This is a genomic window from Micrococcus sp. KRD077 (assembly GCF_017168505.1).
Taxonomy (GTDB): domain Bacteria; phylum Actinomycetota; class Actinomycetes; order Actinomycetales; family Micrococcaceae; genus Micrococcus; species Micrococcus luteus.
This window is the reverse complement of sequence record NZ_JABFAZ010000041.1, coordinates 4,978-28,337: the sequence shown is the minus strand read 5'-3', so window position 1 is coordinate 28,337 and position 23,360 is coordinate 4,978. Positions and strand designations below refer to the sequence as shown.

Annotated in this window: 19 protein-coding genes and 2 pseudogenes; 5 read left to right on the top strand and 16 right to left on the bottom strand. The window is 73.8% G+C overall.

Translation table 11 applies throughout. The features are described from left to right. Nucleotides 1-94: 94 nt before the first annotated feature. Nucleotides 95-280 carry a hypothetical protein gene (locus tag J1M39_RS10195; protein WP_206496745.1) on the bottom strand — a complete coding sequence of 62 codons (186 nt, stop codon included), beginning with the start codon at nucleotides 278-280 and terminating at the stop codon, nucleotides 95-97. Nucleotides 281-414: 134 nt separating this feature from the next. On the opposite strand from J1M39_RS10195, the gene J1M39_RS10190 reads away from it, so the two are divergent. Beyond that, complete coding sequence (locus J1M39_RS10190; RefSeq protein ID WP_049145750.1) at nucleotides 415-2,100, top strand: SDR family oxidoreductase; 1,686 nt, start codon at nucleotides 415-417, stop codon at nucleotides 2,098-2,100. Here the strand turns inward: J1M39_RS10190 and crtX are convergent. The 9 genes and pseudogenes from crtX to J1M39_RS10145 all read right to left on the bottom strand — a co-directional run bounded on the left by crtX (nucleotide 2,085) and on the right by J1M39_RS10145 (nucleotide 9,400). Then, entirely contained in the window at nucleotides 2,085-2,876 is a 792-nt protein-coding gene (gene crtX, locus J1M39_RS10185; RefSeq protein WP_036384352.1) for a C50 carotenoid glucosyltransferase CrtX, read from the bottom strand. The genes J1M39_RS10190 and crtX overlap by 16 nt on opposite strands. Beyond that, nucleotides 2,873-3,424 (bottom strand): hypothetical protein, encoded by a 552-nt coding sequence (locus J1M39_RS10180; RefSeq protein ID WP_174233308.1) that lies wholly within the window; start codon nucleotides 3,422-3,424, stop codon nucleotides 2,873-2,875. Before J1M39_RS10180 ends, crtX begins: the two co-directional genes overlap by 4 nt. 1 nt (nucleotide 3,425) lies before the next feature. Continuing rightward, complete coding sequence (crtYh, locus tag J1M39_RS10175; protein WP_206496744.1) at nucleotides 3,426-3,782, bottom strand: C50 carotenoid gamma-cyclase subunit beta CrtYh; 357 nt, start codon at nucleotides 3,780-3,782, stop codon at nucleotides 3,426-3,428. Continuing rightward, nucleotides 3,779-4,168 (bottom strand): C50 carotenoid gamma-cyclase subunit alpha CrtYg, encoded by a 390-nt coding sequence (gene crtYg / locus J1M39_RS10170; protein ID WP_036314902.1) that lies wholly within the window; start codon nucleotides 4,166-4,168, stop codon nucleotides 3,779-3,781. Before crtYg ends, crtYh begins: the two co-directional genes overlap by 4 nt. Then, a complete protein-coding gene (locus J1M39_RS10165; protein ID WP_036314900.1) occupies nucleotides 4,138-5,022 on the bottom strand; it encodes a prenyltransferase in 885 nt (294 codons plus the stop codon). Before J1M39_RS10165 ends, crtYg begins: the two co-directional genes overlap by 31 nt. Continuing rightward, nucleotides 5,019-6,719: a phytoene desaturase family protein gene (gene crtI / locus J1M39_RS10160; protein WP_206452516.1), complete on the bottom strand. Its 1,701-nt coding sequence runs from the start codon at nucleotides 6,717-6,719 to the stop codon at nucleotides 5,019-5,021. The genes J1M39_RS10165 and crtI overlap by 4 nt, the downstream gene beginning before the upstream one ends. Further along, nucleotides 6,716-7,612, bottom strand: a pseudogene (locus J1M39_RS10155) (phytoene/squalene synthase family protein). Before J1M39_RS10155 ends, crtI begins: the two are co-directional and overlap by 4 nt. Nucleotide 7,613: 1 nt before the next feature. Continuing rightward, nucleotides 7,614-8,690 (bottom strand): polyprenyl synthetase family protein, encoded by a 1,077-nt coding sequence (locus tag J1M39_RS10150; RefSeq protein ID WP_155934123.1) that lies wholly within the window; start codon nucleotides 8,688-8,690, stop codon nucleotides 7,614-7,616. 161 nt (nucleotides 8,691-8,851) lie between these two features. Further along, complete coding sequence (locus tag J1M39_RS10145; protein ID WP_020626537.1) at nucleotides 8,852-9,400, bottom strand: hypothetical protein; 549 nt, start codon at nucleotides 9,398-9,400, stop codon at nucleotides 8,852-8,854. Nucleotides 9,401-9,712: 312 nt separating this feature from the next. Between J1M39_RS10145 and J1M39_RS10140 the strand changes: the two are divergent. Next, nucleotides 9,713-10,057 (top strand): annotated as a pseudogene (locus J1M39_RS10140) (very short patch repair endonuclease); the annotation flags it as partial. A 90-nt stretch (nucleotides 10,058-10,147) separates the two neighbouring features. On the opposite strand, the gene J1M39_RS10135 reads toward J1M39_RS10140, so the two are convergent. From J1M39_RS10135 to J1M39_RS10115, 5 genes are all read right to left on the bottom strand, one after another. Continuing rightward, the gene (locus J1M39_RS10135) at nucleotides 10,148-11,704 is read right to left on the bottom strand and encodes a DUF1846 domain-containing protein (RefSeq protein WP_002858124.1); all 1,557 of its coding nucleotides are present in this window, start codon (nucleotides 11,702-11,704) and stop codon (nucleotides 10,148-10,150) included. 66 nt (nucleotides 11,705-11,770) lie between these two features. Beyond that, nucleotides 11,771-12,784 carry a TRIC cation channel family protein gene (locus J1M39_RS10130; RefSeq protein WP_206496743.1) on the bottom strand — a complete coding sequence of 338 codons (1,014 nt, stop codon included), beginning with the start codon at nucleotides 12,782-12,784 and terminating at the stop codon, nucleotides 11,771-11,773. 72 nt (nucleotides 12,785-12,856) lie between these two features. Then, nucleotides 12,857-13,756: a TRIC cation channel family protein gene (locus tag J1M39_RS10125; RefSeq protein WP_206496742.1), complete on the bottom strand. Its 900-nt coding sequence runs from the start codon at nucleotides 13,754-13,756 to the stop codon at nucleotides 12,857-12,859. A 32-nt stretch (nucleotides 13,757-13,788) separates the two neighbouring features. Next, the gene (gene purB / locus J1M39_RS10120) at nucleotides 13,789-15,228 is read right to left on the bottom strand and encodes an adenylosuccinate lyase (RefSeq protein WP_206496741.1); all 1,440 of its coding nucleotides are present in this window, start codon (nucleotides 15,226-15,228) and stop codon (nucleotides 13,789-13,791) included. Nucleotides 15,229-15,286: 58 nt separating this feature from the next. Continuing rightward, nucleotides 15,287-15,901, bottom strand: a complete 615-nt coding sequence (locus tag J1M39_RS10115) for a GNAT family N-acetyltransferase (protein ID WP_010080080.1) — start codon at nucleotides 15,899-15,901, stop codon at nucleotides 15,287-15,289. 141 nt (nucleotides 15,902-16,042) lie between these two features. Here J1M39_RS10115 and J1M39_RS10110 point away from each other — a divergent pair, with 141 nt between their 5' ends. After that, entirely contained in the window at nucleotides 16,043-17,623 is a 1,581-nt protein-coding gene (locus J1M39_RS10110; protein ID WP_041102575.1) for an AMP-binding protein, read from the top strand. A 1-nt stretch (nucleotide 17,624) separates the two neighbouring features. Here J1M39_RS10110 and J1M39_RS10105 read toward each other — a convergent pair whose 3' ends face one another. Then, nucleotides 17,625-21,215 carry a TM0106 family RecB-like putative nuclease gene (locus J1M39_RS10105; protein ID WP_052520006.1) on the bottom strand — a complete coding sequence of 1,197 codons (3,591 nt, stop codon included), beginning with the start codon at nucleotides 21,213-21,215 and terminating at the stop codon, nucleotides 17,625-17,627. A gap of 216 nt (nucleotides 21,216-21,431) precedes the next feature. Between J1M39_RS10105 and J1M39_RS10100 the strand changes: the two genes are divergently transcribed. Next, nucleotides 21,432-21,848 (top strand): PaaI family thioesterase, encoded by a 417-nt coding sequence (locus J1M39_RS10100; RefSeq protein WP_020624995.1) that lies wholly within the window; start codon nucleotides 21,432-21,434, stop codon nucleotides 21,846-21,848. A 72-nt stretch (nucleotides 21,849-21,920) separates the two neighbouring features. Beyond that, the gene (locus J1M39_RS10095; RefSeq protein WP_036313909.1) at nucleotides 21,921-23,270 is read left to right on the top strand and encodes a phenylacetate--CoA ligase family protein; all 1,350 of its coding nucleotides are present in this window, start codon (nucleotides 21,921-21,923) and stop codon (nucleotides 23,268-23,270) included. Nucleotides 23,271-23,360: the final 90 nt, after the last annotated feature.

Genomic DNA, 23,360 nt, shown 5'->3' with positions numbered 1-23,360 from the left:
CGCTGCAGGCTCACCACCGTGACCAACACCGGAGACGAGGTGGACCCCGACACCGAACTCACCCTCGGCCTCAGCGCCTGACCCCCATGAAGGATCAGACCGCTACACCATCACGAGGGGCTTGACCCAGACGGCCGGTGGCGGCGTCATAGCGCAGGCGCCCCACGGCACCCGACGCGGCCACGGCGAAGCCGCGGTCCGCACTGGTGGGCCCGACGACGGCGCGGATGGCCTCGGTGCGCAGGTGCGGCAGGACGTCTCCGGAATCTGCAGTGGCCATAGCGAGCAGTCTTTCACGGACCGTGCCGGGCCCGCTCCGACCGACGCAGGTCCGGCGGCGTGCCCACTCACGGGCCCCGGGTCCGCACACCTGAGACCTTCAGCCCGACCCGCCCCGGACCCTAGAGTGCGCCCATGGCGTCCACACAGCCCTCCCCCGTCCCCGCCGGTGCCACGCCGGCGTCCCACACCTCCCCCCTCGGCCTGTCCCTGCCGGACGGCCGGGGCCGTCGCGTCCTCGTCACCGGTGCCACCGGTTACGTGGGCGGGCGCCTCATCCCCGAGCTGCTCGCCGCCGGCTTCGACGTCCGGGCCGGCGCCCGGAACCCCTCCGACCTCGCGGACCGACCGTGGTCGGACAGCATCGAGGCGGTGGAGCTCGACCTCACCGAGGCGGACCTCGTCGAAGCCGCCATGCAGGACGTGCACACCGTGCTCTACCTCGTGCACTCCATGGGCGGGGGCGGCGACTTCGTGGCCCAGGAGCAGCGGATCGCGGACATCGTGGGCACCGCCGCGGACACGGCCGGCGTGGCCCAGCTCGTCTATCTCTCCGGCCTGCACCCGGACACGGTCCCCGTCGCGGAGCTGTCCGACCACATGCGCTCCCGCGCCCTCGTGGCCGAGCGTCTCGAGCGGGCGGCGACCCCGGCGCTGACGTTCGAGGCCGGGGTGATCATCGGCTCGGGCTCCACCTCGTTCGAGATGATCCGCCACCTCGCCGAGCGGCTGCCCGTGATGCCCGGCCCGTCCTGGCTGAGGAACCGGGTGGAGCCGCTGGCCATCCGCGACGTCCTGTACTACCTCCTGCAGGCCTGCGCCCTCCCGGAGCCCGTGCAGCTGCGGGCCCAGATCGGCAACGGGCACCCCCAGCCGTTCGCGAGCGTGCTGGTGGACTACGCCAAGGCCGCCGGCCTGTCCCGGCGCATCGTGATCCCCACCCCGTTGCCCTTGAAGACCCTGGCGGGCTTCTGGATCGGCATGGTGACCCCCATCCCGGTCGCGGTGGCCCTGCCCCTGGCCGCATCCCTCGCCGAGGAGGCGGTCGTGGAGGACCGCTCGGTCCGCGACCTCATCCCGGACCCGCCGGGCGGGCTGACCTCCTACATGGACGCCGTGCGGCTGGCGCTGAAGCGGGAGAAGGAGGGTCCCCTGGACGTCACCTTCGACGCGGACCTCCAGAGCTCCGCGGACCCGGCCGCCTCCCTGCCCTCGGATCCCGAGTGGGCCGGCACCACGGTCTACACGGACGAGCGCGAGCGCGAGTCCGACCTGCCCGCGCAGGAGGTGTGGCCGGTGATCGAGTCGGTGGGCGGCGCCAACGGTTGGTATTCCACCCCGCTGCTGTGGAAGATCCGCGGGCTGATGGACAAGTTGGCCGGCGGGCCCGGCCTGACCCGCGGCCGGCGGGACCCGAACCACCTGCGACGCGGCGACGCCGTGGACTGGTGGCGGGTGGAGGACGTGGAGCCGGGGCGGCGGCTGACCCTGCGGGCGGAGATGAAGGCCGGCGGGCGGGCCTGGCTGCAGCTGAGCACCGAGCCGCGGGAGGGCGGAGGCTCCGTCTACCGCCAGCGGGCGGTCTTCATGCCGGACGGCCTGCTCGGACGCGCCTACTGGACCGCCATCCTGCCCTTCCACGCCGTGGTGTTCCCGGAGATGGCCGCGAACATCCTGGCCGAGGCCAGGCGCCGGCACGACGGCGGCGAGCGTCCCCGCACCCGCGGCCTGCTGCGGCCGCTGGTGGACCGGCTGCCCCTGCGTCGCAACCCGTTGGACAGGCGAGCCCGCGGCGCCGGCGGCGCTCAGTCGCGGGACTGACCGTCGGGGCCACGCCCCCAGTGGGGCCGGGGGCGTGACCGGGCCGCCCGGCGCAGCCACCGCCGCCCGGGGGACAGCCGGGCCCAGTTGACCTGCAGGGTGGTGACCGCCATCCGGCCCTGCCGCACCCGCTGGCGCAGGGAGTGGAAGATGCGCCCGGCGACCTCCACCCGCAGGTCCGGATCGAACCGGATCCGGCGGCCGGCCAGGGCCAGCTGGAAGGACAGGTCCAGGTCATCGTGCACGTCCCCGCGTTCGCGGTGGACGCGGGTCCGCACAGCCTGCCACGCCTCGGCGCGCAGGGCGCAGTTGGAGCCCCAGACGGGGGTGGCCGCCACCGCGGCGCCCGCCCCCCAGCGGTACGCGCCGGTGTAGAGCGCCGCCCGCACCTGTCCCCGGAGGCCGGGCTGGTCGTGGAAGGTCCCCGGCCCGGTGAGGGCGTCGAGCCCGGGGTCGGCGTCGAACCGAGCCACGATCCGTTCGAGCCAGTCCGCGGGCATCCGCGTGTCGGCGTCGCAGCGCACCAGCAGTTCCCCGACCGCGGCGTCCAGGCCGGCGGCCGCCGCGGCCGGGACCCCGCGGCGCGGCTCGTGCACCACCCGCGCGCCGGCGGCGCGGGCGAGCACCGCCGAGTCGTCCACGCAGCCGTTGTCCACCACCACCACCTCCAGCGCCGGCCGGCTCTGGGCGGCCAGCAGGGCGAGACACACGCGCAGGTGCTCGGCGTCGTCGAGCACCGGGACGACCACGGAGACCGTGGGGCGGGCCGGGGTCACCGGATGCGCTCCCGGCGCACGGCGAGGGCGGCGCCGATCCCGGCGCCGACGAGATCGGCGGCGAGGTCGCCGATGGTGTCCGTGTGGCCCACACCGATCTCGGGGGTCACCGCCGTGTGCCCCCACCATTCGGCCAGCTCCCACACCACGCCCAGGGCCACGGCGGCGGCCGCGATCCCCAGCCCGGCCAGGCCCGGGCCGAGCAGGGCCACGGCCTGCCCGGCCTCGGTCCCCCGACGCCGGAGCCATGCCCCCACCACCAGTGCCGTCAGACAGGCGACCACGGCGGAGGCGGCGGCGTGCACGAGCAGGTCCAGCCACGGCACCCGCGGGTAGAGGCCGATGACGCTCAGCCACCCGGCCAGCAGCAGGACCGCCTGCGCGGCCCAGTCCAGGGCGCCGCCCGGGGCGAGCCAGCGGGTGAGCCACTGGGAGCCGAACACGAGCAGCATCGCCGCCGCGGACGGCCATCCGGCGTGCACCGCCGCGACCGGGACGAGGATCAGGCCGAGCGCGCGCAACAGGTCTGCGGGGATCAGCGGCAGCATGTCAGCGATCGTCCGGGTGGGGGCGGCGTCCCGGCCGAGGGCCGCGCCGACCGGCACGACCACGGCTCGTCAGCAGCAGCCAGAGCGCCGGCAGCAGCAGGGCGGAGCCGAGCGGGTAGGCGAAGTCCTCCACGGGCGCCTGGCCCACGTAGGCACCCACCAGCAGCTCATGGCCGTAGTCGAAGAGCCCCGCGGCGATCATCACGTTGTCGAAGACCGCCGTGAGGGCCCACAGGGCCACCCGGGTGGCCGCCACGGCCCGCAGGTGCTCGCCCCGCACGCGGCCGACGAGGGCGGCGCCCACGAGCACGGCCAGGGCGAAGCCCACGAAGACGAGGACGAGGTCGAGGAAGGTCACCGGCTGCCCCCGTCGGTCGGATCGGCCGGCGTCGCGGCACGGGCGTCACCTCGCCGGCCGCGCAGCAGGCGCAGCGCCCCGGTGAACAGCACCATCGTGATCTGGCTGAGGAAGAGCAGGAAGAACCCCTCCTCCAGGGGCAGCTGGGGGGCGAGCATCACCCCGGTCATGTAGGGCGACTGCCGGTGCAGGAACACGCCTTCGGCGATCCCCCACAGGTCCCAGGCGAAGAAGTAGGCCACCCCGGCGGCCAGCACCAGCAGCGCCGGGAGCGGGCGATGCCACAGGAACAGCTCGAAGCGCCGGTCCACCAGCAGCATGCAGCCGATGACACCCAGCAGGGCCAGCAGGTAGATCATGCCGCCGCCCCCCGGGTCAGCGCCCACCCGATCAGCAGCAGGGTCACGAGGAAGCCGGTCACGTAGTTCAGCGGAAGGAACAGCTGCCAGCCGCGGTGGGCCGCGCCCGAGGTGGCGTCCGTGATGCGGCGGAAGCGCAGGGTGTTCACCACGTAGGGCACGGCCAGCAGCGCCGCGAGCGGGCCCGGCGGGTCGGTGGCCAGCAGCAGAAGGCCCGCCGCCGCGTACAGGCCGGCGGCGAGCAGGACGGTGCGCCGAGCGCCCAGCACGGTGGCCACCGAGGCCAGGCCCCCCTCCCGGTCCGGCACCACGTCCTGCACCGCCCCGAACATCTGCGAGGCCATGCCCCACAGGAAGAACGCCCCCAGCAGCGCCGCCAGGGCGGGCGTGGGGGTCGCCCCGGCCAGCGCGAGGCCGTAGACCGCGGGGGAGACGAAGTGGGTGGCGGAGGTGGCGGCGTCCAGGAAGGGCCGCTCCTTGAACCGCAGCCCCGCCCAGGAGTACGCCACCACCGCGAACAGGCTCACCGCGAGCACCAGCACGGCGGCCCACTCGCCCCGCACGGCGGACCAGCCCGCGAGCACGGCCACGAACGGCACGGGCAGCAGCACCGACCACGCCAGCACCCGGCGGCGCACCGCGGGGTCGCCCAGCACGGAGCCCTCCACACCCCCCTTGCGGGGGTTGCGCAGGTCCGAGGCGAAGTCGAACACGTCATTGATGCCGTACATGGCCAGGTTGTAGGGCACCAGGAAGAACACGACGCCCAGGACCACCAGCCACGCGGGCAGCCCCCCGGTCAGGATCGCGGCGGCGGCGAACGGGTAGGCCGTGTTCACCCAGCTGACCGGCCGGGACGCCCAGAAGAGGGTGCGGATCATGTGCCGCTCCCCCCGGGGCCCGCGGGCCGGGCCCTGCGCGCGTCGTGGCGCAGTTCGTCCCGGACCACTTCGGCGGAGATCAGGCACATGGGCACCCCGATTCCCGGGCGCACCGAGGAGCCCGCGTACATCAGGCCGGCCACGTCCGCGTCCCGCACCGAGGGGCGGAACATGGCCGACTGCGCCAGCGTGTGCCCGGGGCCCAGCAGCGAACCCCGCCAGGCGTGCACGTCCGCGGCGAAGTCACCGGGCCCGTAGGTGCGCCGCACCACGATGCGCTCGGCCAGGTCGGGGATCCCGGCCCAGCGGGCCAGCTGATCGAGGGCCCGGTCCGCCACGGCCTCCACCTGGGCGTCCCCGGCGCGGTCCACCCGCCAGCCCTGGCCGTCACGGACCCGGATGCCGCCGCGCCCCCACCCCGGCTCGGCGGGGGCCGGGACGAGGATGAAGAGGTTCTCGTCGCCCTCCGGGGCCACGCCCGGGTCCGTGGCGGAGGTGCGCGAGACGTAGATCGACGTGTCCGCGGCGAGGTCCTCCCCCCGCTCGATGCGCCCGAAGTTGTCCTCCCAGTCCGCCGTGAACAGCAGGGTGTGGTGGGCCAGCTGGGGCAGGGATCCGCGCACCCCCACGCACACGAGCACGCCGGAGGGACCGGGGTCGCGCCGGTCCCACGTGGACTCCGCGACGCGCCGGCCGGGAGGCAGCAGACGGGTCTGCACGTGGTGCAGGTCCGCGGCGGCCACCACCACATCGGCGTCGAGGCGTCCCGCGGCGCCGTCGTCGGACCGCCAGGCGACGCCGGTCACCTGGCCCGGGCGGCGACGTCGGCCCTCGTCCCCGCGGGCTGCTCCCGGCCTGGGCAGGCGGGCGGCCAGGCGTCCGAGGCGGCCGGCGGGGGCGGGACGGTCCACGACCTCCACGGCGGTCGCCTCGACCCCGGTGCGGATCTCCACACCGGCCTCACGCACGACCTCCGCCATGGCGTCCACGAGGGCCGCGAACCCGCCGAGGGGGTACTGCACGCCGTCGGCGAGGTCCAGATGGGACATCAGGTGGTACATGGCGGGGGCACGGTCGGGGGACGTGCCGAGGAAGACCGCCGGGTAGCCCAGGATCTGGCGCAGCCGGGGATCCTGGAAGCGGGCCGCCACGTGGGAGCGCAGGCCCCCCAGCAGCTGGGGCCCGAGGGCCGGCAGGGCGCGCAGGACGTCCGGGTGGGCCAGGGCGGCCGGCCGGCGGAAGTCCGTGTAGAGGAAGTGCTCCTTGGCGAGCCCGTAGATCCGGGACGCGGAGTCGAGGTAGGCCCGCAGCCGGCGCCCGGCGCCGGGCTCGAGGGACTCGAACAGCGTCTCCGCGTGGCCGGTGCGCACGTCCACGGGGGGCTCGTGGAGGTGCCCCTCGAAGTACACCCGGTAGCCGGGGTCCAGACGGCGCAGGTCCAGCCGTTCGGCGGCGGAGGTCCCCATGAGGCGGAACCAGCGGTCGATCACCTCGGGCATCAGGTACCAGGAGGGCCCGGTATCGAAGGTGAACCCCGCCTCAGACCAGCGTCCGGCACGGCCGCCCAGGACGGCGCCGCGCTCCAGCAGCGTCACCCGGTGCCCGTCGCGGGCCAACAGGCCCGCCGTGGCCAGTCCGGCGAAACCGCCGCCCACCACCACGGTGCGCGGGCCGAGAGCGGTGTCCCGGGCGCTCATCGGCGGCCTCCCCGGCGGCCCCGTGCCAGGACGCGGGCGGCGATCCGGGCCTTCTGATGGTCCGGCACCCGGACACGGCGGTGGGCCAGCTCGGCCGCCGGTGTCGCCTCGATCCGGTCCACCAGGGCCGCGAACAGTCCGTGCGCCAGGGCCACGGCGCGCCCGGCCCCGGGGTCCAGGACACGGATGCCGGGCAGGGCGGCGTCGAGGTCGGCGCGGACCTCGGCCACGAGCTCGGCCTTGCGGGCCTCGGTGAGCACGCCCGGTGCGGCACCGGGCAGGTAGGTGCGGCCCAGCTCGTGGTGGTCCGCGGCCAGGTCCCTGAGGAAGTTGACCTTCTGGAACGCCGCCCCCAGCCGGGAGGCCTGCGCGCGCAGCTCCTGCCGCTGGCCCGGGGTCCGGGCCCGCGTGCCGGGGAGGGAGAGGAAGACCTGCAGGCACATCAGCCCCACCACCTCGGCCGAGCCGTGGATGTAGGCGTCCAGGGACTCGGCGCCGTGCTCGCGGATCCCCAGGTCCGCGCGCATGGAGGCGAAGAAGGGACGGGTCAGCTCCGGGGTGATGCCGTGGCGACGGGCCACGTCGGCGAAGGCGTGCAGGACCGGGTCGGTGGCGAAGCCCGACGCCATCGCGGCCTCACACGCCCGCTCGTAGTCGTCCAGGGCGGCGCGGACCCCGGCCTCGTCGAGCCCGGCGGCCACCGCGACGCCGTCGACCACCTCGTCGGCGACGCGGACCATGGCGTAGATCGTGGCCACGTCCTGGCGTGCCTACCGGGGCAGGGTGCGGCAGGCCCAGGAGAAGGACGTGGAGTAGCGGCGGATCACCTGGGCCGCTGCGGTGTGGGCCGTCCGCGTGTACAGCGCGGCAGGGCTCGGGGTGGGCGCGGCCATCTCAGGACCTCCGGGTCAGCACGGCGTGGCAGGCGTCGGCGAACTCCGCCCGGACCGTCTCGTCCAGGGGCAGGGCCGCGATGCGCTCGCGGGCGCGGACGGTGAGCTCGGCGGCGACGTCGAGGGCGTGCTCCCGGGCACCGGCCGCCTCGAGGGCGCGGCGGGCGGCCTCGATGTCCGCGGGGGTGGCCGGGCCCGCGTCGAGCAGGGCGCGGACGGCGGGGATGCGGCGGCCGTGGGCGGTGAGCACGGTGGCCTTGCCCTCGCGCAGGTCGCCGTCGGCGGACTTGCCGGTCTCCCCGGGATCGCCGAACACGCCGAGGACGTCGTCGATCACCTGGTAGGCGGCGCCGAGGTCGGCGCCGGCCTCGCCCATCGCCCGGGCGAGGTCGGGATCCGCCCCGGCCAGGAGGGCGCCGGCGCGCAGGGGCGCGCCGACCGTGTAGTGCGCCGTCTTGAGCCGTTGCATGGCGAGGATGCGGTCGGGATCGGGCTCCTCACCGGTGTGGCGGGACAGCCCCAGGAGCACGTCCTCGAGCTCGCCGGCCGCAGTCACGGCGGCGGCGTCGAAGACGACGGCGGCGGCCTCGGCGGCCCGGACGGTGTCGGCGGCACAGGTGGCGGCGAGCCGGAACGCCTGGGTGAGCAGGACGTCCCCCGCGATGAGGGCGACGGCGACCCCGGCGTGGGCGGCGTCCGCAGCGGGCACCCCGCGGGCCTCGAGGCGGTGCCGGGCGGAGGCGTGCACGGCGGGCTGGCCGCGCCGCAGCGTGTCCCGATCGATGACGTCGTCGTGGACGAGCAGTGCGGTGTGCAGCAGTTCGAAGGCGGCCCCGAGCCGGTCGACGGCAGCGCGGCCGGACGGAGGGACCGGGTCGGCGGTCGCCAGGCGCCAGCCGAGCTCGACGAGACGGGGGCGGATGAGCTTGCCGGCGCCCACATGGACGTGGAGCGAGTCGAGCAGCTCGGCGAAGGCGGCGGATCCGGGCGCCTGGGCCGCGGCATGTCGGAGCGCGGCGTCCAGCTCGGCGGTCACCCCGGAGAGCGCGGCCTCGCCGCCCGTCCTCACTTCACCCATGGCGCCTCCTCGGTGGCGGACACGACGCGGCACCGACCGCCGCATCTGTTCGACCGTCTAACTTCTGGACGCAGAAGACACTACGGGCCTCGCCGGTCCCGCGTCCATCCGCGGCGGTCCCGGGCGGCGCGATCTCACGACGCACGGGGCCGCCGGCGGGATCAGGCGTCGGCGGACGCCGTCTCCAGGGTGATCTCCGGGTCCACGATCTGACCCTCCCACTCACCGGAGACCCCGTACACGACGCAGTGCTTCTCGTCGGTGCCGTAGTTGCCCAGCTCGGAGGAGGTCAGGACGGCCCCGTTCAGCTGGTCCTCCTTCTCCTCGCTCAGGCGCTGGGCCTGGGCGGTGCAGGTCTGGGCGGCGGCCGGGTCGGCCTCCTCACCCTCGGCCACGGCCGGCACGGCCCAGAGGTACTCCGCGGTGTGGGCGCCCTCGCAGTCGGTGGTCTCGAAGGAGGACAGGTCACGGGCGCCGAGCGGGGCGGTGAAGCACGTGCCGGCCTCGTAGTCGGCCGGGGCCGCGGACAGCGACGACGCCGAGGCGGACGACGACTCCGCACCCTGCGCGGACGCGGAGGCGGGCGCCGTCGTCGAGGCGGACGCGTCGGCGTCGGACGAGTCCTGACCGCCGCACGCGGTGAGGGCCAGCAGCGCGGCAGCGGACAGGCCGGCAAGACGGGCGGAACGGGACAGGGCGGCGAAGGCCATGGGGGTGCTCTCCTCGAGTGACGTGGGACGCGCCGGGGTGTGGCGCCGACCTCAGCACTCTAGCCACGCCCGGCCGTCGGGATCGGACTGAGGTGACGTGGCCCACATCTGATGGGTGGCCCGGCTCGCCTGCCACACTGAGAGGCATGCAGACCCCGGCCACGCCCTCCCGCCCTGAGGCTTTCAGCTGCTCGACCAGGTCCTGGCCCGAGGGCTCGCCTGGGTTCTTCTCGTCGATCATGGTCATGATTCTTACCGTTCCTCTCGGTACGGCTTACACAGACCATCTGACACGCCCCCGTTCGCCGTCTCCTCCATGCCGCCGGCCTCCGCTACCGGGTGAACGCGAAGCCGGAGAAGGACCTCCGCCGCACGGTGGACATCCTGTTCCGTCCCGCGCGCGTCGCCGTCCTCATCGACGGCTGCTACTGGCACGGGTGTCCCCAGCACTACATCGCGCCGAAGGCCAACGGCGGCTACTGGTCGGACAAGGTCGCCACGAACCGGGCCCGGGACCTGGAGACCACGCGCATCCTGACGGAGCGCGGCTGGCTCGTCCTCCGCTTCTGGGAGCACGAGGACCCGGCCGTCGTCGCGGAGCGAGTTGTCGCCGTCGTCAACGAACGGAGGCCCCGGCGAACCACCGGGGCCTCCTGAGCGGGCCGTGGCCCGCTCCCACTTCTCGAACGAAAACGCCCAGGGGTCGCCCGTTTCGTCAACGAAAGCGACCGCCCGAACCGCCCCGCCTCACCGCTTCCGGTACAGCCCCTTCTTCTGGAACTTCGGCTCGCTCGTGACGAGCATCCCCAGGGACCGGAAGATGCCCTCGTCCACGGAGCCGAGGATCGTCGTCGTGTGCACGTCGCAGCCCTCGAGGCTCGCCAGCTGCTCGACGGCCGCCTTCGCGTTCTCGTCGGTCGCCGCGGACACGGACAGCGCGATCAGCACCTCGTCCGTGTGCAGCCGCGGGTTCTTGGAGCCCAGGTGCACGGTCTTGAGCGTCTGGATCGGCTCGATCGAGGCGGGGGAGAGCAGGTGCACGTCGTCCTCGATGCCGGCCAGCACCTTGAGGGCGTTGAGCAGCACCGCGGCGGAGCAGCCCAGCAGCTCCGAGGTCTTGCCGGTCACCAGGGTGCCGTCCGCCAGCTGCACGGCCGCGCCGGGCTCACCGGTGCGCTCGGCCACCAACTGCGCGGCACCCACCACCGGGCGGTCCTCCGAGCTCAGGCCCAGCTTGGACATCACCAGGGCCACGCGCTCGGACTCGGTGTCGTCCGCGCCCTCCAGCGCCTCGTTGACTTGAGCCTTGTAGTAGCGCCGGATGATCTCCTGCTTTGCGGCCTCCTGGCACACCTCGTCGTCCACGATCGCCGCGCCGGCCATGTTCACGCCCATGTCCGTGGGGGACTTGTACGGGGTGGTGCCCGTGACCTTCTCCAGCAGCGCGGACAGCAGCGGGAACACCTCGACGTCGCGGTTGTAGCTCGTCACCCGCTCGCCGTACTCGGCCAGGTGGAACGGGTCGATCAGGTTGATGTCGTCCAGGTCCACGGTGGCGGCCTCGTAGGCGGCGTTCACCGGGTGCTCGAGCGGCAGGTTCCAGATGGGGAACGTCTCGAACTTCGCGTAGCCGGCCGGGATGCCCCGCTGCCGATCGTTGTACACCTGGCTCAGGCACGTCGCCAGCTTGCCGGAGCCCGGGCCGGGGGCCGTCACGACGACGAGGTCCCGCGTGGTCTCGGACCACTCGTTGGCACCGAAGCCCTGCTCCGAGACGATCGTGGACATGGCGTGCGGGTAGCCGGGGATCACGCGGTGGCGGGCCACCTTCAGGCCGAGGCGCTCGAGCTTCTCGAGGAACGCCAGTGCACGGTGGTTGGCGTCCTCCAGCTGCGTGACCACCACGTGCTCCACCAGGAACCCGCGCTCCCGGAACACGTCCACGAGGCGCAGGACGTCGTCCTCGTACGTGATGCCCAGGTCCGCGCGGACCTTGTTCCGCTCGAGGTCCTTGGCGTTGAAGCACACCAGGATCTCGGTCTCGTCCTTGATGCGGTCGAGCATCGCGATCTTGTTGTCCGGGGTGAAGCCGGGCAGGACGCGGGAGGCGTGCAGGTCGTCGAAGAGCTTGCCGCCCATCTCCAGGTACAGCTTCCCGCCGATCTGGCGGCGGCGTTCCTGGATGTGCTGGGACTGGAGCTCGATGTACTTCGCGCGGTCGAATCCGACGCGGTGGAGGGGGCCGGAGGCCGCGGCCTCCGTGGTGGTGCTGGCGGGGCGGGCGGTCTCATGCGTGCCGGTCATGGACTCTCAGCATAGACCTGTCCGCGGGGCGCGTGGCCCCGGCCCGGCGTCGGGCCCCCGCATCCCTCAGTCCCTCGGGTCCTCCGGGTCGTCCGCGATCCAGTCGTGCTCGGGGTCGTCGAAGCTGCGCGTGCGCCCGGTGCGCAGGTCGGTGACGTCCATGACGCCGGTGCCGCGGTCCAGGCGCACCTGCTGGTGTGAGGCGGGGTCGACGACGGTGATCGTCTGGGTCTGCGGGTCGTAGTCGTCCACCCGCACCTGGTCCTCGTACTCCTGCCGCGGTCCGTAGGACCCGTCCGCGTCGTCGTCGGGGAAGGCGGGGGCGCCGGGGGAGCGTAGCCGGCGCTCGAGGGTGCGCTCCACCCGGCGCGCGGCCGCCTCCTGCGCCTGCGTGGCCAGGCGCCGCAGACGTTCGAGGGACTCCTTGTCCTGGGAGATCTCCGCGCCGAAGAACCGCCACTGGTAGCGGTAGGCGATCATCCGCACCGCGAAGATCAGGAACGCGATGAGGAAGCCCGTGAACGCGTTGAGCGCGCCGTTCATCGCCACCACGGTCGCCAGCACCGCGCCCAGGAACGTGGGGAGCACGTAGACGCCGCGGGGGTCGAAGATGGAGGGCACCTCGTTGGCGACGATGTCCCGCAGCACGCCGCCGCCGAGCGCCGTGACCATCGCGATCACCACCGTGGACACCGGGTGCACGCCCATCGAGTGCGCCAGCAGCACACCGGACACCGTGAACAGGGCGAGCCCGGCGGCGTCGAACAGGGTGATGGTCAGGTTCAGCCGATTCGGGTGGATCAGCTTGACGTACACGAGCAGGGACACCAGCACGGGCGGGGCCAGGTAGACCGGGTTCTCCAGGGACGCGGGCAGACCGCGGTCCAGCAGGATGTCCCGCGTGAAGCCGCCGCCCAGGCCCGCCAGCAGGGACAGCGCCATCGAGCCCACCAGGTCGAACTGCTTGCGCGCCGCCAGCAGCGCCCCCGAGGTGGCGAAGAAGAAGATCCCGATCAGGTCCAGGGTCGTGAGCAGCCACGGGACGTCGGTGAGGGTGGCGAAGAACTGCTGCACGTCCACGGCGGCTCCTTCCGTCGGGTCCGGGGGGTCACCGGCCATTGTCCCGGGCGGCCCGCGCGGTGGCTCGTTTGTTCACCCGGGTGTCCCCGGAGGTGTGACGTCTTCGTCGGTTCCGGGCGTCTCCTCGTTCGCCGGGGGGCCGTCCTCACCGGGGTCGGCGGGTGGCCCGTCCCTGCCCTTGCGGTCGCGGATGTCCGGCACGGGCGGCTCGTCGTGCGGATCCAGGCGCTGGCGCTGGGTCTTTCCCGAGATCTCGGCCCCCGGGGCGAGCCACTCCCTGCGCAGCGACACCACGCGCAGCACGAGCACGAGCACCATCACCGCGGCCGAGGTCAGCGGGTTCAGGAGCTCCGCCTGGCCGAGGGCCGCCGTCGTGCCCGCGCCGAGGATGGCCGGCAGCGCGTACCAGCCGCGCCCGCCGAACACGGCGGGCGGTTCCCCGGCGACGACGTCGCGCAGGATGCCGCCGCCGACGGCGGTCACCAGGCCCAGCACCGCGGCGGCGACCGGGCTCAGGCCGGCGAGCAGGGCGATGCGCGTGCCCACCACGCAGTACACGGCCAGACCGATGGCGTCGAAGGCCATGACGGCGTGGTGGCCGCGCTCGCCGTCGAAGATCCGGAGGAACACCGCCAAGGACGCGACCGCCGGCAGGATCAGGTACCAGGGGTTGTCGAAGGCCGCGGGCACGTCCCGGCCGACCACGAGGTCACGGACGACACCGCCGCCCGTGCCCACCATGAGGGCCAGCAGCAGGGAGCCGACGATGTCGTAGCCCTTGCGCACGGCGAGCACGGCGCCCGAGATCGCGAAGAAGAACACGCCCACGAGGTCCACGGCGGTGATCGCCGCGGTGATCGCGTCGGCGAGCTCGCCGTGCGCGTCGATCGGCTCGGGCACGTCCCGTTCGAGTTCGGCGGGGTCCTTGGGGGTGGTGGACAGCAGCCACACGGGGAGAAGCGGAAGCAGCACCCGCCCATCGTCCCCCGTCAGGCGGCCCCGGGTCAGTCCTGCGCCGGCCCGAACTCCTTGGCCAGCTCCGACGCCACGCCGGTGTACCCGGCCGGGGTCAGCTCCAGCAGGCGCGCCTGGGCCGCCTCCGACAGGCCGAGGCCCTGCACGAACTCGCGCATGCGCACCCCGTCCACGCGGTGGCCGCGGGTCAGCTCCTTGAGGCGCTCGTAGGGGTTGTCCATGCCCGGCACGCCGGCGATCGCCTCGGCACGCATCACGGTCTGGACGGCCTCGCCGAGCACCTCCCAGTTCGTGTCGAGGTCCTCCGCCAGCACGGGCTCGGCCACCTGGAGCTGGCCCATGCCCTTCGTGACGTTGGTCAGGGCGAGCACCGAGTGGCCGAGGGCCACGCCGATGTTGCGCTGCGACGTCGAGTCCGTGAGGTCGCGCTGCCAACGGGACTCCACGAGGGTGGCGCCCAGCGAATCGAGCAGGGCGCAGGAGAGCTCGAGGTTGGCCTCGGCGTTCTCGAAGCGGATCGGGTTCACCTTGTGCGGCATGGTGGAGGAGCCGGTCGCACCGGCCACGGGGATCTGCGCGAAGTAGCCGATGGAGATGTAGCTCCACACGTCCACGCAGAAGCCGTGGAGGATCCGGTTGAAGCGCGCGACGTCGGCGTACAGCTCCGCCTGCCAGTCGTGGGACTCGATCTGGGTGGTCAGCGGGTTCCAGGTGAGGCCGAGGTGCTCCACGAAGGAGCGGGAGAGGGCCGGCCAGTCCGCGTCCGGGGCGGCGGCGAGGTGGGCGGCGTAGGTGCCGGTGGCGCCGTTGATCTTGCCCAGGTACTCCTGGCCGGCGATGCGCCGGGTCTGGCGGGTCAGGCGGTGCACGAACACGGCCATCTCCTTGCCCAGCGTGGTGGGCGTGGCCGGCTGGCCGTGCGTGCGGGAGAGCATGGGGGTCTCGGCGGCCTCGGCGGCCATCGCGGAGACGGTGGCCACGGCGGCGCGGGCGGCCGGCAGCCAGACCTGCTCGACGGCGTCGCGCACGCCCACCGCGTAGGCGAGGTTGTTGATGTCCTCGGAGGTGCACGCGAAGTGCACGAGCGGCTTCAGCCGGCCCAGGCCCAGCCCCTCGAGGCGGCCGGCGATGAAGTACTCGACGGCCTTCACGTCGTGCACCGTGACCTTCTCGGTGGCCGCCAACTCGGACACGGACTCCGCGTCGAAGTCCGTGACGATCGCCCGCAGGCCCGCCTGCTGCTCGGCCGTGAGCGGCTCGAGACCCGGCAGCACGCGGTGCTCGGCCAGGTGGATGAACCACTCGACCTCCACGTGGATGCGGTTGCGGTTCAGCGCCGCCTCGGACAGGTGCTCCACGAGCGGCTCCACCGCCGCACGGTAGCGGCCGTCCAGGGGGCCGAGGGCGATGCCGGCCTCGGCGAGGGAACGGCGGTGGGCGGTGGACGCGGGCGCGGGCTGCGAGGTCATGGCCCCCATTCTGGCAGGCGCCGCGGACGCCCGACGAAGGCGACGACCGGGTCCGTCCTCAGCCGTCCGTCGACGCCGGCCACCAGTCTCGCCGCAGCACCGCGAGTTGCACCGAGTCCCATCGCCGGCCCTCCCAGGAGCGCGCCTCGGGGATGCGGGCGACCTCGGTGTACCCGACGCGGACCGCCGACGCGATCATCCGCGCGTTGCCGGACCACGTGACCAGGCTCAGCAGGTGCGCGTCCGTCTCCGCGAACGACGCGTCCGACCACAGCGTGAGCGCCGCCCGCCCGACGCCGCGGCCCCACGTGGTCGGGTCGAACAACAGGATGCCGAGCTCCCACCAGCCCGCGCCCGCCGGATGCTGCTCCGTGCGGGTCACGAGACCGACGGGGGTGCCGTCCACCGTGACGACCCGGACGTCAGGGTCGCCGACGCGCCGGCGCGCGTGGTCGGCGTCGAAGTCCGCGCGGCTCGGCGGGGCGGCCGTGTCCGCGGCGTGGAAGTAGGGGGCGTCCCACGACTTCCACTCGGGGTCCTCGGCGCCGTGGATCCAGGTCCACAGGAAGTCGGCGTCGTCGGCGGCCACCGGGCGCAGCGCGACGTCGGTCCGGGGCGGGGCGTCCGCGCGCGTCCCTGAGGGGCGAGGGGTGGCGGGATCGAGATCAGTCATGGCGCCATCCTGCCCTCAGCCGCGACGGGGTGGCGAGTGCAACATGCGGACGCGCCCGGTGGCCCGGGGCGCGGTGGACCTACCGTGGCTGACGTCGCCGTCGCCCGGCGTCGGCATGCCGAGAGGGATGAGGAGACCGAGATGACGGAACGGACCGGGCAGGCCCACGAGGCCGGGACGATCGACCGGCTGATGGCCGGGTGGGTCGCCGACGTCGAGACCCCGGACGCCTGCGCCGCCCACCTGCTCTGCGACCGCTGGCCGGCCGACGCGGTGGCGTTCCGGTTCGTGGCGGAGGACATGTCCGCCGTCGACCTCACCTTCGGCGAGCTGGCCGACCGCTCGCGCCGCCTCGCCACCGGCCTCGCCGCCCGCGGCGTCACGCGCGGCGACCGGGTCCCCGTGATGATGTCCAAACGGGAGGAGCTCGTCATCACGCTGCTGGCCCTGTGGCGGCTCGGCGCTGTGCACGTGCCGCTGTTCACCGCGTTCGCCGCGGGCGCCGCCCGGATGCGCATCGAGGGCGCGGCGGCGCGGCTTGTCGTCGCCGAACCCCGTCAGGCCGAGAAGCTCACGGACATCCCCGGCATCGAGATCATCCGCACCGGCCCGGAGTGGGACGCGCTCGCGGACTCCGCGCCGCTGGCCGAGGACGTCGCCGTCGGCGGGGACGGGCCGATCGCCCTGCTGTTCACCTCCGGCACCACCGGCCGCCCCAAGGGGGTGCCTGTGCCGCTGCGCGCGGCCGCCGCGTTCGCCGTCTACCTCACGTGCGCGGTGGACCTGCGCCCCGAGGACCTGTTCTGGAACGCGGCCGACCACGGCTGGGCGTACGGGCTGTACTACGGGATCGTCGGCACGCTGGTGCTCGGGGCGACCTCGGTGCAGTACCGCGGCGCCTTCTCCCCGGCGACCATGGTCGAGGTGATCAGCTCGCAGGACGTCACGAACCTCGCCGGCGCCCCCACGATGTTCCGCGCGCTGGCCAAGGCCGGGGAGGTCACCGAGGACGCCCCGCTGCGGCTGCGGCGCGTGTCCACGGCGGGGGAGCCGCTGCCGCCGTCCGTGCTCGAGTGGGGCCGGGCGGCCCTCGGCACGGAGATCCGCGACCACTACGGCCAGACCGAGCTGGGCATGGTCATCTGCACCCTCGCGCACCCCGAGCTGGCCGCGCCGCCCCGCCCGGGTTCGATGGGTGTGCCCCTGCCGGGGATCGCCGCCGAGATCCGGGACGGGCAGATCGCGATCGACGCGGCCTCGCCCCTGTTCTGGTTCCCCGGCTACCTCGGGGAGCCGGAGAAGACCGCGGAGCGTTTCACCCCGGACGGGCGCTGGTACCTGACCGGGGACACCGCCCGGCAGGACGACGACGGCTGGTTCTTCTTCTCCTCCCGGGACGACGACGTGATCCTCGCCGCCGGCTACCGGATCGGCCCGTTCGACGTGGAGTCCGTGCTCATCGACCACCCGCGGGTGCAGGAGGTCGCCGTCGTCGGCCTGCCGGACCCGGAGGGGGTGCGGGGCGAGGAGGTCGTGGCGTTCGTGGTGCCCGCCGGGGCCGTCGCGGACCCGGACGCCCTGGCGGCCGAGCTGCAGGCCAAGGTCCGCGACGAGTACTCCAAGCACGCCTACCCGCGCCGGGTGCACTTCGTGGACCGGCTGCCCAAGACCCCCTCCGGCAAGCTGCAGCGGTTCCTGCTGCGCCAGGGCGCCGCCGGCTGACTCAACGGTGCACGAGCCGCAGGAACGCGCCGATCATCGGCAGGTCCTCGGGGCGGGTGGGCAGCGCGTCCGCGAGGGCGGGGGAGTGGACGAGGTAGGCGGCCCACTGCCCGCGCGAGATCGACACGTTGAGCCGGTTACGGTTCAGGAGGAAGTCCAGCCCGCGCGGCACCTCCTGCGGTGAGGACGCCGCCATCGTCAGGATCGCGACGGCGGCCTCCCGGCCCTGGAACTTGTCCACGGTGCCGACGGTGGTGCCCTCGAGACCGGCGGCGTCGAGCGCCTCCCGGACCGTGGCGACCTGCGCGTTGTACGGGGCCACCACGATCACGTCGGACGGCTCGAGCGGCCGGCCGGGGTCGTCCGGGCCGGTGGACCAGGTGCGGCCGAGCAGTGACCGGACGATCTCGACGACGGCCGCGGCCTCCTCCGGCGAGGACACCGCGTTGCCCGTGTGGGAGACCGGCCACGGGTGCAGCCCGGGCTCCACGCCGTCGAGCCGGCGGGCGTCCGTGACGTCCTCCTTCGCGCCGAGCTCGCCGGCGTAGGAGAGCGTGGAGACGGCCTCCGTCAGCGCGGAGTGCATACGCCAGGAGGTGTCCAGGAAGAAGCCGCGGTCTGCGCGCAGCACCGGCTCGTCGGCGGCCAGCCAGCTCAGCGCGGCCTCGCCAATCGGCTGGGGGTGGGTCCCCTTGGTGACCTGCGGCAGCTGCTGGGGGTCGCCGAGCAGGAGCACAGTGCGGGCCATGGCCGCCGCGGCGAGGGTGTGCGCCAGGGAGAATTGCCCGGCCTCGTCGATCACCAGGAGGTCGAACTCCTGCACGTCCTCGTGCGCGAAGGTCCAGGCGGTGCCGCCGACGACGTGGCCGGGGAGGCCGATGTACGGCTTGGCGTCCGACACCGTGGCCCAGGGGCGCTCGGGCGCGTCCTTGCCGCGCTTCTCCGCCTTGAGCACCTGTTTCTTCGGCACCCCGATGGACACGAGCTTGCCCAGGAAGTTCTCCACCACGGCGTGGGACTGGGCCGTGACGCCCACGCTCCACCCGCGTTCGAGCAGGGCCTTCACGGCGTGGCTCCCCACGTGGGTCTTGCCCGTCCCGGGAGGGCCCTGGACGGCGACGTAGGAGCCCCGCGCGGACTCGAGCGCCTCCACGAGCGCCTCCCAGCCCTGGCGGGCGGGAGCGGGCGCGGAGTCGCCCTCGCGCAGCTCGGTGGAGATGGCCGCCAGGGGGCGGCCGGCGGTCGCCGGGGGGCGGCGCGCCAGGATGTCGAAGGCGGCCGTGGACGGGGCGGCGGCGTCGCCTCCCGATCCCGGCAGACCGCCGGCCTGCACCGCGGTCCGGGCGCGCTCGCGCAGGCGCTCCTTGAGCTTGTCCGTGTTCACCACCGTGTGGGCGAACGCCGCCATGGGCAGCTCCGAATGCTGCTCCACGTCCTGCGTGGGGATCTTCTCCCGCAGCAGCACCACGGAGCTGCCGTCCGGGCGGTCCTCGACGTCCTCCACGACGGCCTTGGCACCGACCCAGCGCACCGCGTTGGGTTGGAGGAGGTCGCGGCGGTCCGCCGGGACGTCCTCGTACACCGTGATGGCCTCGGCTCCGGGCTGCAGCGAGCTCCCCGGCTCCAGGGTGCCGGTCATCCGCAGCACCCGCTGGAAGGTCCGAGCGCCCTTGGGTCGGTGCCAGTCCTCGGCCACGTCCACGCGGTCCGCCACGACGTTGGCGCGGGCGTCCTGCCACTCATCCGGCGGGGAGATGCCGCGGTCGAAGAAGGCCCACCACACGGGTTTGTCCTCGCGCTGGTAGAAGCCCAGCCCGGCGGCGAGCAGGGCCACGCCGCGCTGCTCGTCGTCCAGGACGGCGTCCGCGTCGTCCGCGGTGGGCAGGAGGCCCAGGAGGTCCGCCTCCAGGCGCGCGTCCTCGCCCTCCAAGGCGGGGGCGGGCTCGACGAGGTGCTCATCGTCGTCGGGCCGGGGTGCCGTGGCGCCGTGCTCGGCGGTGCGCCCCACCTGCTCCAGCAGCCAGTCCCGCAGCCGCGCCGTGGAGACGCAGTCGTACCGGTTGTAGTCCTCGATGTCGGCGCGGATCGCCCGCGCGACCTCGGTGTCTCCGGCCTCCAGCGCGGCGACGTACCGGTGGTACTCGGTGACGCTGTCCGCCGCCGTCGTGACGCCGTCCTCCGCCCGGTGCTCCACCCCCATGTAGAGGGGCTCCAGCTTCTTGATGGAGTAGCTCGGCACACCGGCCCGCAGGGCGGCGCGGACCGTGGAGTAGAGGTCCACGAACAGCCCCGCGCGCAGCCAGTCGTCCAGCTCGCGCTCGCCCACGCCGTGGCGCACGGTCAGGCGCTTCAGCGCGGTGACCTCGTACGCGGCGTAGTGGTAGATCCGCATCCCCGGGTGGGCCGCGCGCCGCGCCTCCACGAACGCCACGAACCGCTCGAGCGCCGCCCGCTCGGCGGCACGGGTGTCCGCCCACAGGCCCGTGAACCGGAAGTCGGCCGAGGCGGTGCGCGCGGTGTCCCCGCCCGGCGCCTCGACCCAGCCCCACAGATACTCGAGGCCCTCCATGCTCCCGTCCGCGGAGACCCACAGCGGGTCCCCCTCGAAGTCGAAGAAGACGTCTCCGGCGTCCGGCACGGGTAGCCCCGCCACGGCGCGCGGGTCCACGATCCGATGCGGCGGCAGCCCGTCCGCCCCGGCCGGCTCCAGCTGGATCGCCGCCTGTTCCCGCAGCGCCTCCCACGTGCGGCGGGCCATGCCCTCCGGCGGTGCGACGGACGCCGCGAGCTGCTCGATGGTCGTGATGCCGGCCTCGCGCAGCCGGGTGCGCTGCAACCGCGTGGCCCCCGCCGTGAGCAGCACGTCCCGGTGCTCGGCGACGGCCTCCTCGCACGCCTCGCATGCGCCGCAGACGCTCAGGCGGTCGTCGCCCCAGCGGGTGGGCTCCCCGGCGGCCACGTGATCCTGCAGCAGCGCCTCCAGCCGGGCTCGCTGGTGCCGGTACACCGGGATCACCTCGTCCAGGTCCGCGACGTGCCGGGAACCGTCCCCGAGCCACAGGCTGCCCTGCCGCGCCCGCGGCACGCCCATGCCGTCCAGCAGGTCTGCGTACGCGGCGATCTGCAGCAGCGCCGTCACCCGTGCATGCCGGGCCAGCTTCGTGTCCACCACCTCGTACGCGCCCTCGGGGTGCTCCTCGTCCGTGCGGAGCACGAGGAAGTCGGCCAGACCGCCGAACGCGCCGTCGTGCAGCATCCCCTGGAACACGACGGCGGGGCGCGCGGCCAACGCCGCCGCGGTGCGCTCGCGGGCGGCCTGCACGCCCTCGGGTGTGTAGCGCTCCGGGCGGGTGAGCCGGACCACCTGGTCTGCGCCGTGCTCCGCCTCGAGTCGCGCGAGCACGCGGGACTCGTGCTCGTCCCCGAGGCGGGAGACCCGCTCGAGGAACGCGTCCGCCACGCCGATCCGCGGGGCGCGCCCGAGCGCGGGGTCCACCGTCCCGCGCAGCCACCCGTAGGTGCACGTGGCGGCGGCGGTGATGTCCGAGGGGCTGAGCATGAAGGAGGCGCGGTCCGGCGCGAAGGTCACCATGCCGTCACCCTAGACAGGAGTCGCGGACGCGATGGGCAGGGCCCGCGCACAGGTCCCCCGGTGTGCCCCGCTCCCACGGCATGACGGCGGGGGCGGCGAGCGTCACACACCGGACCGGACTTGACGTGAGTCACATCCAGGGAGTTACCTAATGATCGTTCAGTAATTCTCTGCGCCGCCGCGCCGGCGCGCCCGTGCCGGCAGGGAGGCCCGCCCATGACCGAGACCGCCCACCACCCCATGCTCGCGGAGGACCGCGTGGCACGGTGGCTCGGCGTCACCCTCGAGGCCGCCGAGAAGGACCACGCGCGCATCCGGATGACGCTCACCGAGGACCAGCACAATGGCTTCGGCCTGGCCCACGGCGGCGCCGTCTTCGCGTTCGCGGACACGTGCTTCGCGCTGACCTGCAACGACCCCGCCTCGGACGGCTCCACCCTCACCGTGGCCTCCGGCGTGGACGTCAACTTCCTCGCGGCCACCCGCGCCGGGCAGACCCTCGTCGCGGAGGGCCGCCTGGTCGCCGCCGCCGGCCGCTCGGCCGTCTACGACATCACCGTCACCACCGACGACGGCACCCCGGTGGCCGCCTTCCGCGGCCGCTCCCGCACCATCCCCGCCCCCGGACGCTGACCGACGGGCGCACCCGCCGGTGCGCCGCCGTCGTCGACCGCCGCCCGACCCCCGCATCCCCAGGAGAACGCCATGCTCGAGGCCTCGATCCCCAACCCGTACACGCCGGCACCCCTGCCCGCCCCCGCCGACCGCGGGGCCCCGGACCCCGAGGAGACGATGAGCCGGGACCAGATCGAGGCGCTCCAGTTCGAACGCCTCCGCTGGACCCTGCACCACGCCTACGAGAACGTGCCCGCGTATCGGGAGCACTTCGACGCGCACGGCGTCCACCCCTCGGACTTCACGGAGCTCGGGGACCTCGCCAAGTTCCCGTACACGGACAAGGAGTTCCTGCGGAAGAGCTACCCGTTCGGCGCCTTCGCCGCCACGGGCCCCGAGCTGCGTCGCATCCACGCCTCCTCCGGCACCACCGGCCAGCCCACCGTGGTCGGCTATACCGACGACGACCTGGCCACGTGGGCCACCCTCGTCGCCCGCTGCTTCCGCGCCGGCGGCATCCGCCCCGGTGACCGCGTGCACAACGCGTACGGCTACGGCCTGTTCACCGGCGGCCTCGGCGCCCACTACGGCGCCGAGCGCATCGGGGCGGCCGTGATCCCGATGTCCGGCGGGCAGACGGAGAAGCAGGTGCAGCTGATCACCGACTTCCAGCCGCGCGCCATCCTCTCCACGCCCACCTACCTGCTGACCATCGCGGACGGCTTCAAGAAGCTCGGCCTGGACCCCCGCGAGTCCTCCCTCGAGGTCGCGATCCTCGGCGCCGAGCCGTGGACCGAGGAGATGCGCCGCGAGATCGAGCAGACCTTCGACCTCGACGCCCTGGACATCTACGGCCTCTCCGAGGTCATGGGCCCGGGCGTGGCCGGCGAGTCCGCGGCCACCAAGGACGGCTCCCACATCTGGGAGGACCACTTCCGCCCCGAGATCATCGACCCGCTCACGGACGAGGTCCTCGAGACCGGCCGCCACGGCGAGCTCGTCTTCACCTCGCTCACCAAGCAGGCGCTGCCGATCATCCGGTACCGCACCCACGACCTCACCCGCCTGCTGCCGGGCACCACGCACCCGGGCCACCGCCGCATGGGCCGCATCACCGGCCGCTCGGACGACATGATCATCCTGCGCGGCGTGAACCTGTTCCCGTCGCAGATCGAGGAGCTGGCCCTCAAGGAGCCGGCCCTGTCGCCGCACTTCACCCTCGAGATCACCCGCCCGGACCGTATGGACCAGATGGCCGTGAACATCGAGCGCCGTGATCATGCGTCCCTCGAGGAGGCCCAGGCCTGCGCGGCGCACCTGCGCATGGAGATCAAGACGAAGATCGGCTCCTCGTGCGTGATCAACGTGGTGGAGCCGGAGTCCCTGGCCCGCTCCTCCGGCAAGCTCAAGCGGATCTACGACCTGCGCGACCAGGCCTGATCCCGACCCCGCGGCCGAACCCGACGCCGGCGTGCCCGGTAGAGTGGACCGGTGCGCCGTCGTCGTCGGCGTCCGCCCGCCCCTGAAGGA

Bases quoted from the DNA above. Each gene is read 5' to 3' on its own strand.
- J1M39_RS10095 (WP_036313909.1), top strand. From the start codon at position 21,921: ATGCTCGAGGCCTCGATCCCCAACCCGTACACGCCGGCACCCCTGCCC.
- J1M39_RS10190 (WP_049145750.1), top strand. From the start codon at position 415: ATGGCGTCCACACAGCCCTCCCCCGTCCCCGCCGGTGCCACGCCGGCG.
- crtI (WP_206452516.1), bottom strand. From the start codon at position 6,719: ATGAGCGCCCGGGACACCGCTCTCGGCCCGCGCACCGTGGTGGTGGGC.
- J1M39_RS10145 (WP_020626537.1), bottom strand. From the start codon at position 9,400: ATGGCCTTCGCCGCCCTGTCCCGTTCCGCCCGTCTTGCCGGCCTGTCC.
- J1M39_RS10115 (WP_010080080.1), bottom strand. From the start codon at position 15,901: ATGACTGATCTCGATCCCGCCACCCCTCGCCCCTCAGGGACGCGCGCG.
- J1M39_RS10150 (WP_155934123.1), bottom strand. From the start codon at position 8,690: ATGGGTGAAGTGAGGACGGGCGGCGAGGCCGCGCTCTCCGGGGTGACC.
- J1M39_RS10100 (WP_020624995.1), top strand. From the start codon at position 21,432: ATGACCGAGACCGCCCACCACCCCATGCTCGCGGAGGACCGCGTGGCA.
- J1M39_RS10165 (WP_036314900.1), bottom strand. From the start codon at position 5,022: ATGATCCGCACCCTCTTCTGGGCGTCCCGGCCGGTCAGCTGGGTGAAC.
- purB (WP_206496741.1), bottom strand. From the start codon at position 15,228: ATGACCTCGCAGCCCGCGCCCGCGTCCACCGCCCACCGCCGTTCCCTC.
- J1M39_RS10110 (WP_041102575.1), top strand. From the start codon at position 16,043: ATGACGGAACGGACCGGGCAGGCCCACGAGGCCGGGACGATCGACCGG.
- J1M39_RS10105 (WP_052520006.1), bottom strand. From the start codon at position 21,215: ATGGTGACCTTCGCGCCGGACCGCGCCTCCTTCATGCTCAGCCCCTCG.
- J1M39_RS10180 (WP_174233308.1), bottom strand. From the start codon at position 3,424: ATGCTGCCGCTGATCCCCGCAGACCTGTTGCGCGCGCTCGGCCTGATC.
- J1M39_RS10135 (WP_002858124.1), bottom strand. From the start codon at position 11,704: ATGACCGGCACGCATGAGACCGCCCGCCCCGCCAGCACCACCACGGAG.
- J1M39_RS10195 (WP_206496745.1), bottom strand. From the start codon at position 280: ATGGCCACTGCAGATTCCGGAGACGTCCTGCCGCACCTGCGCACCGAG.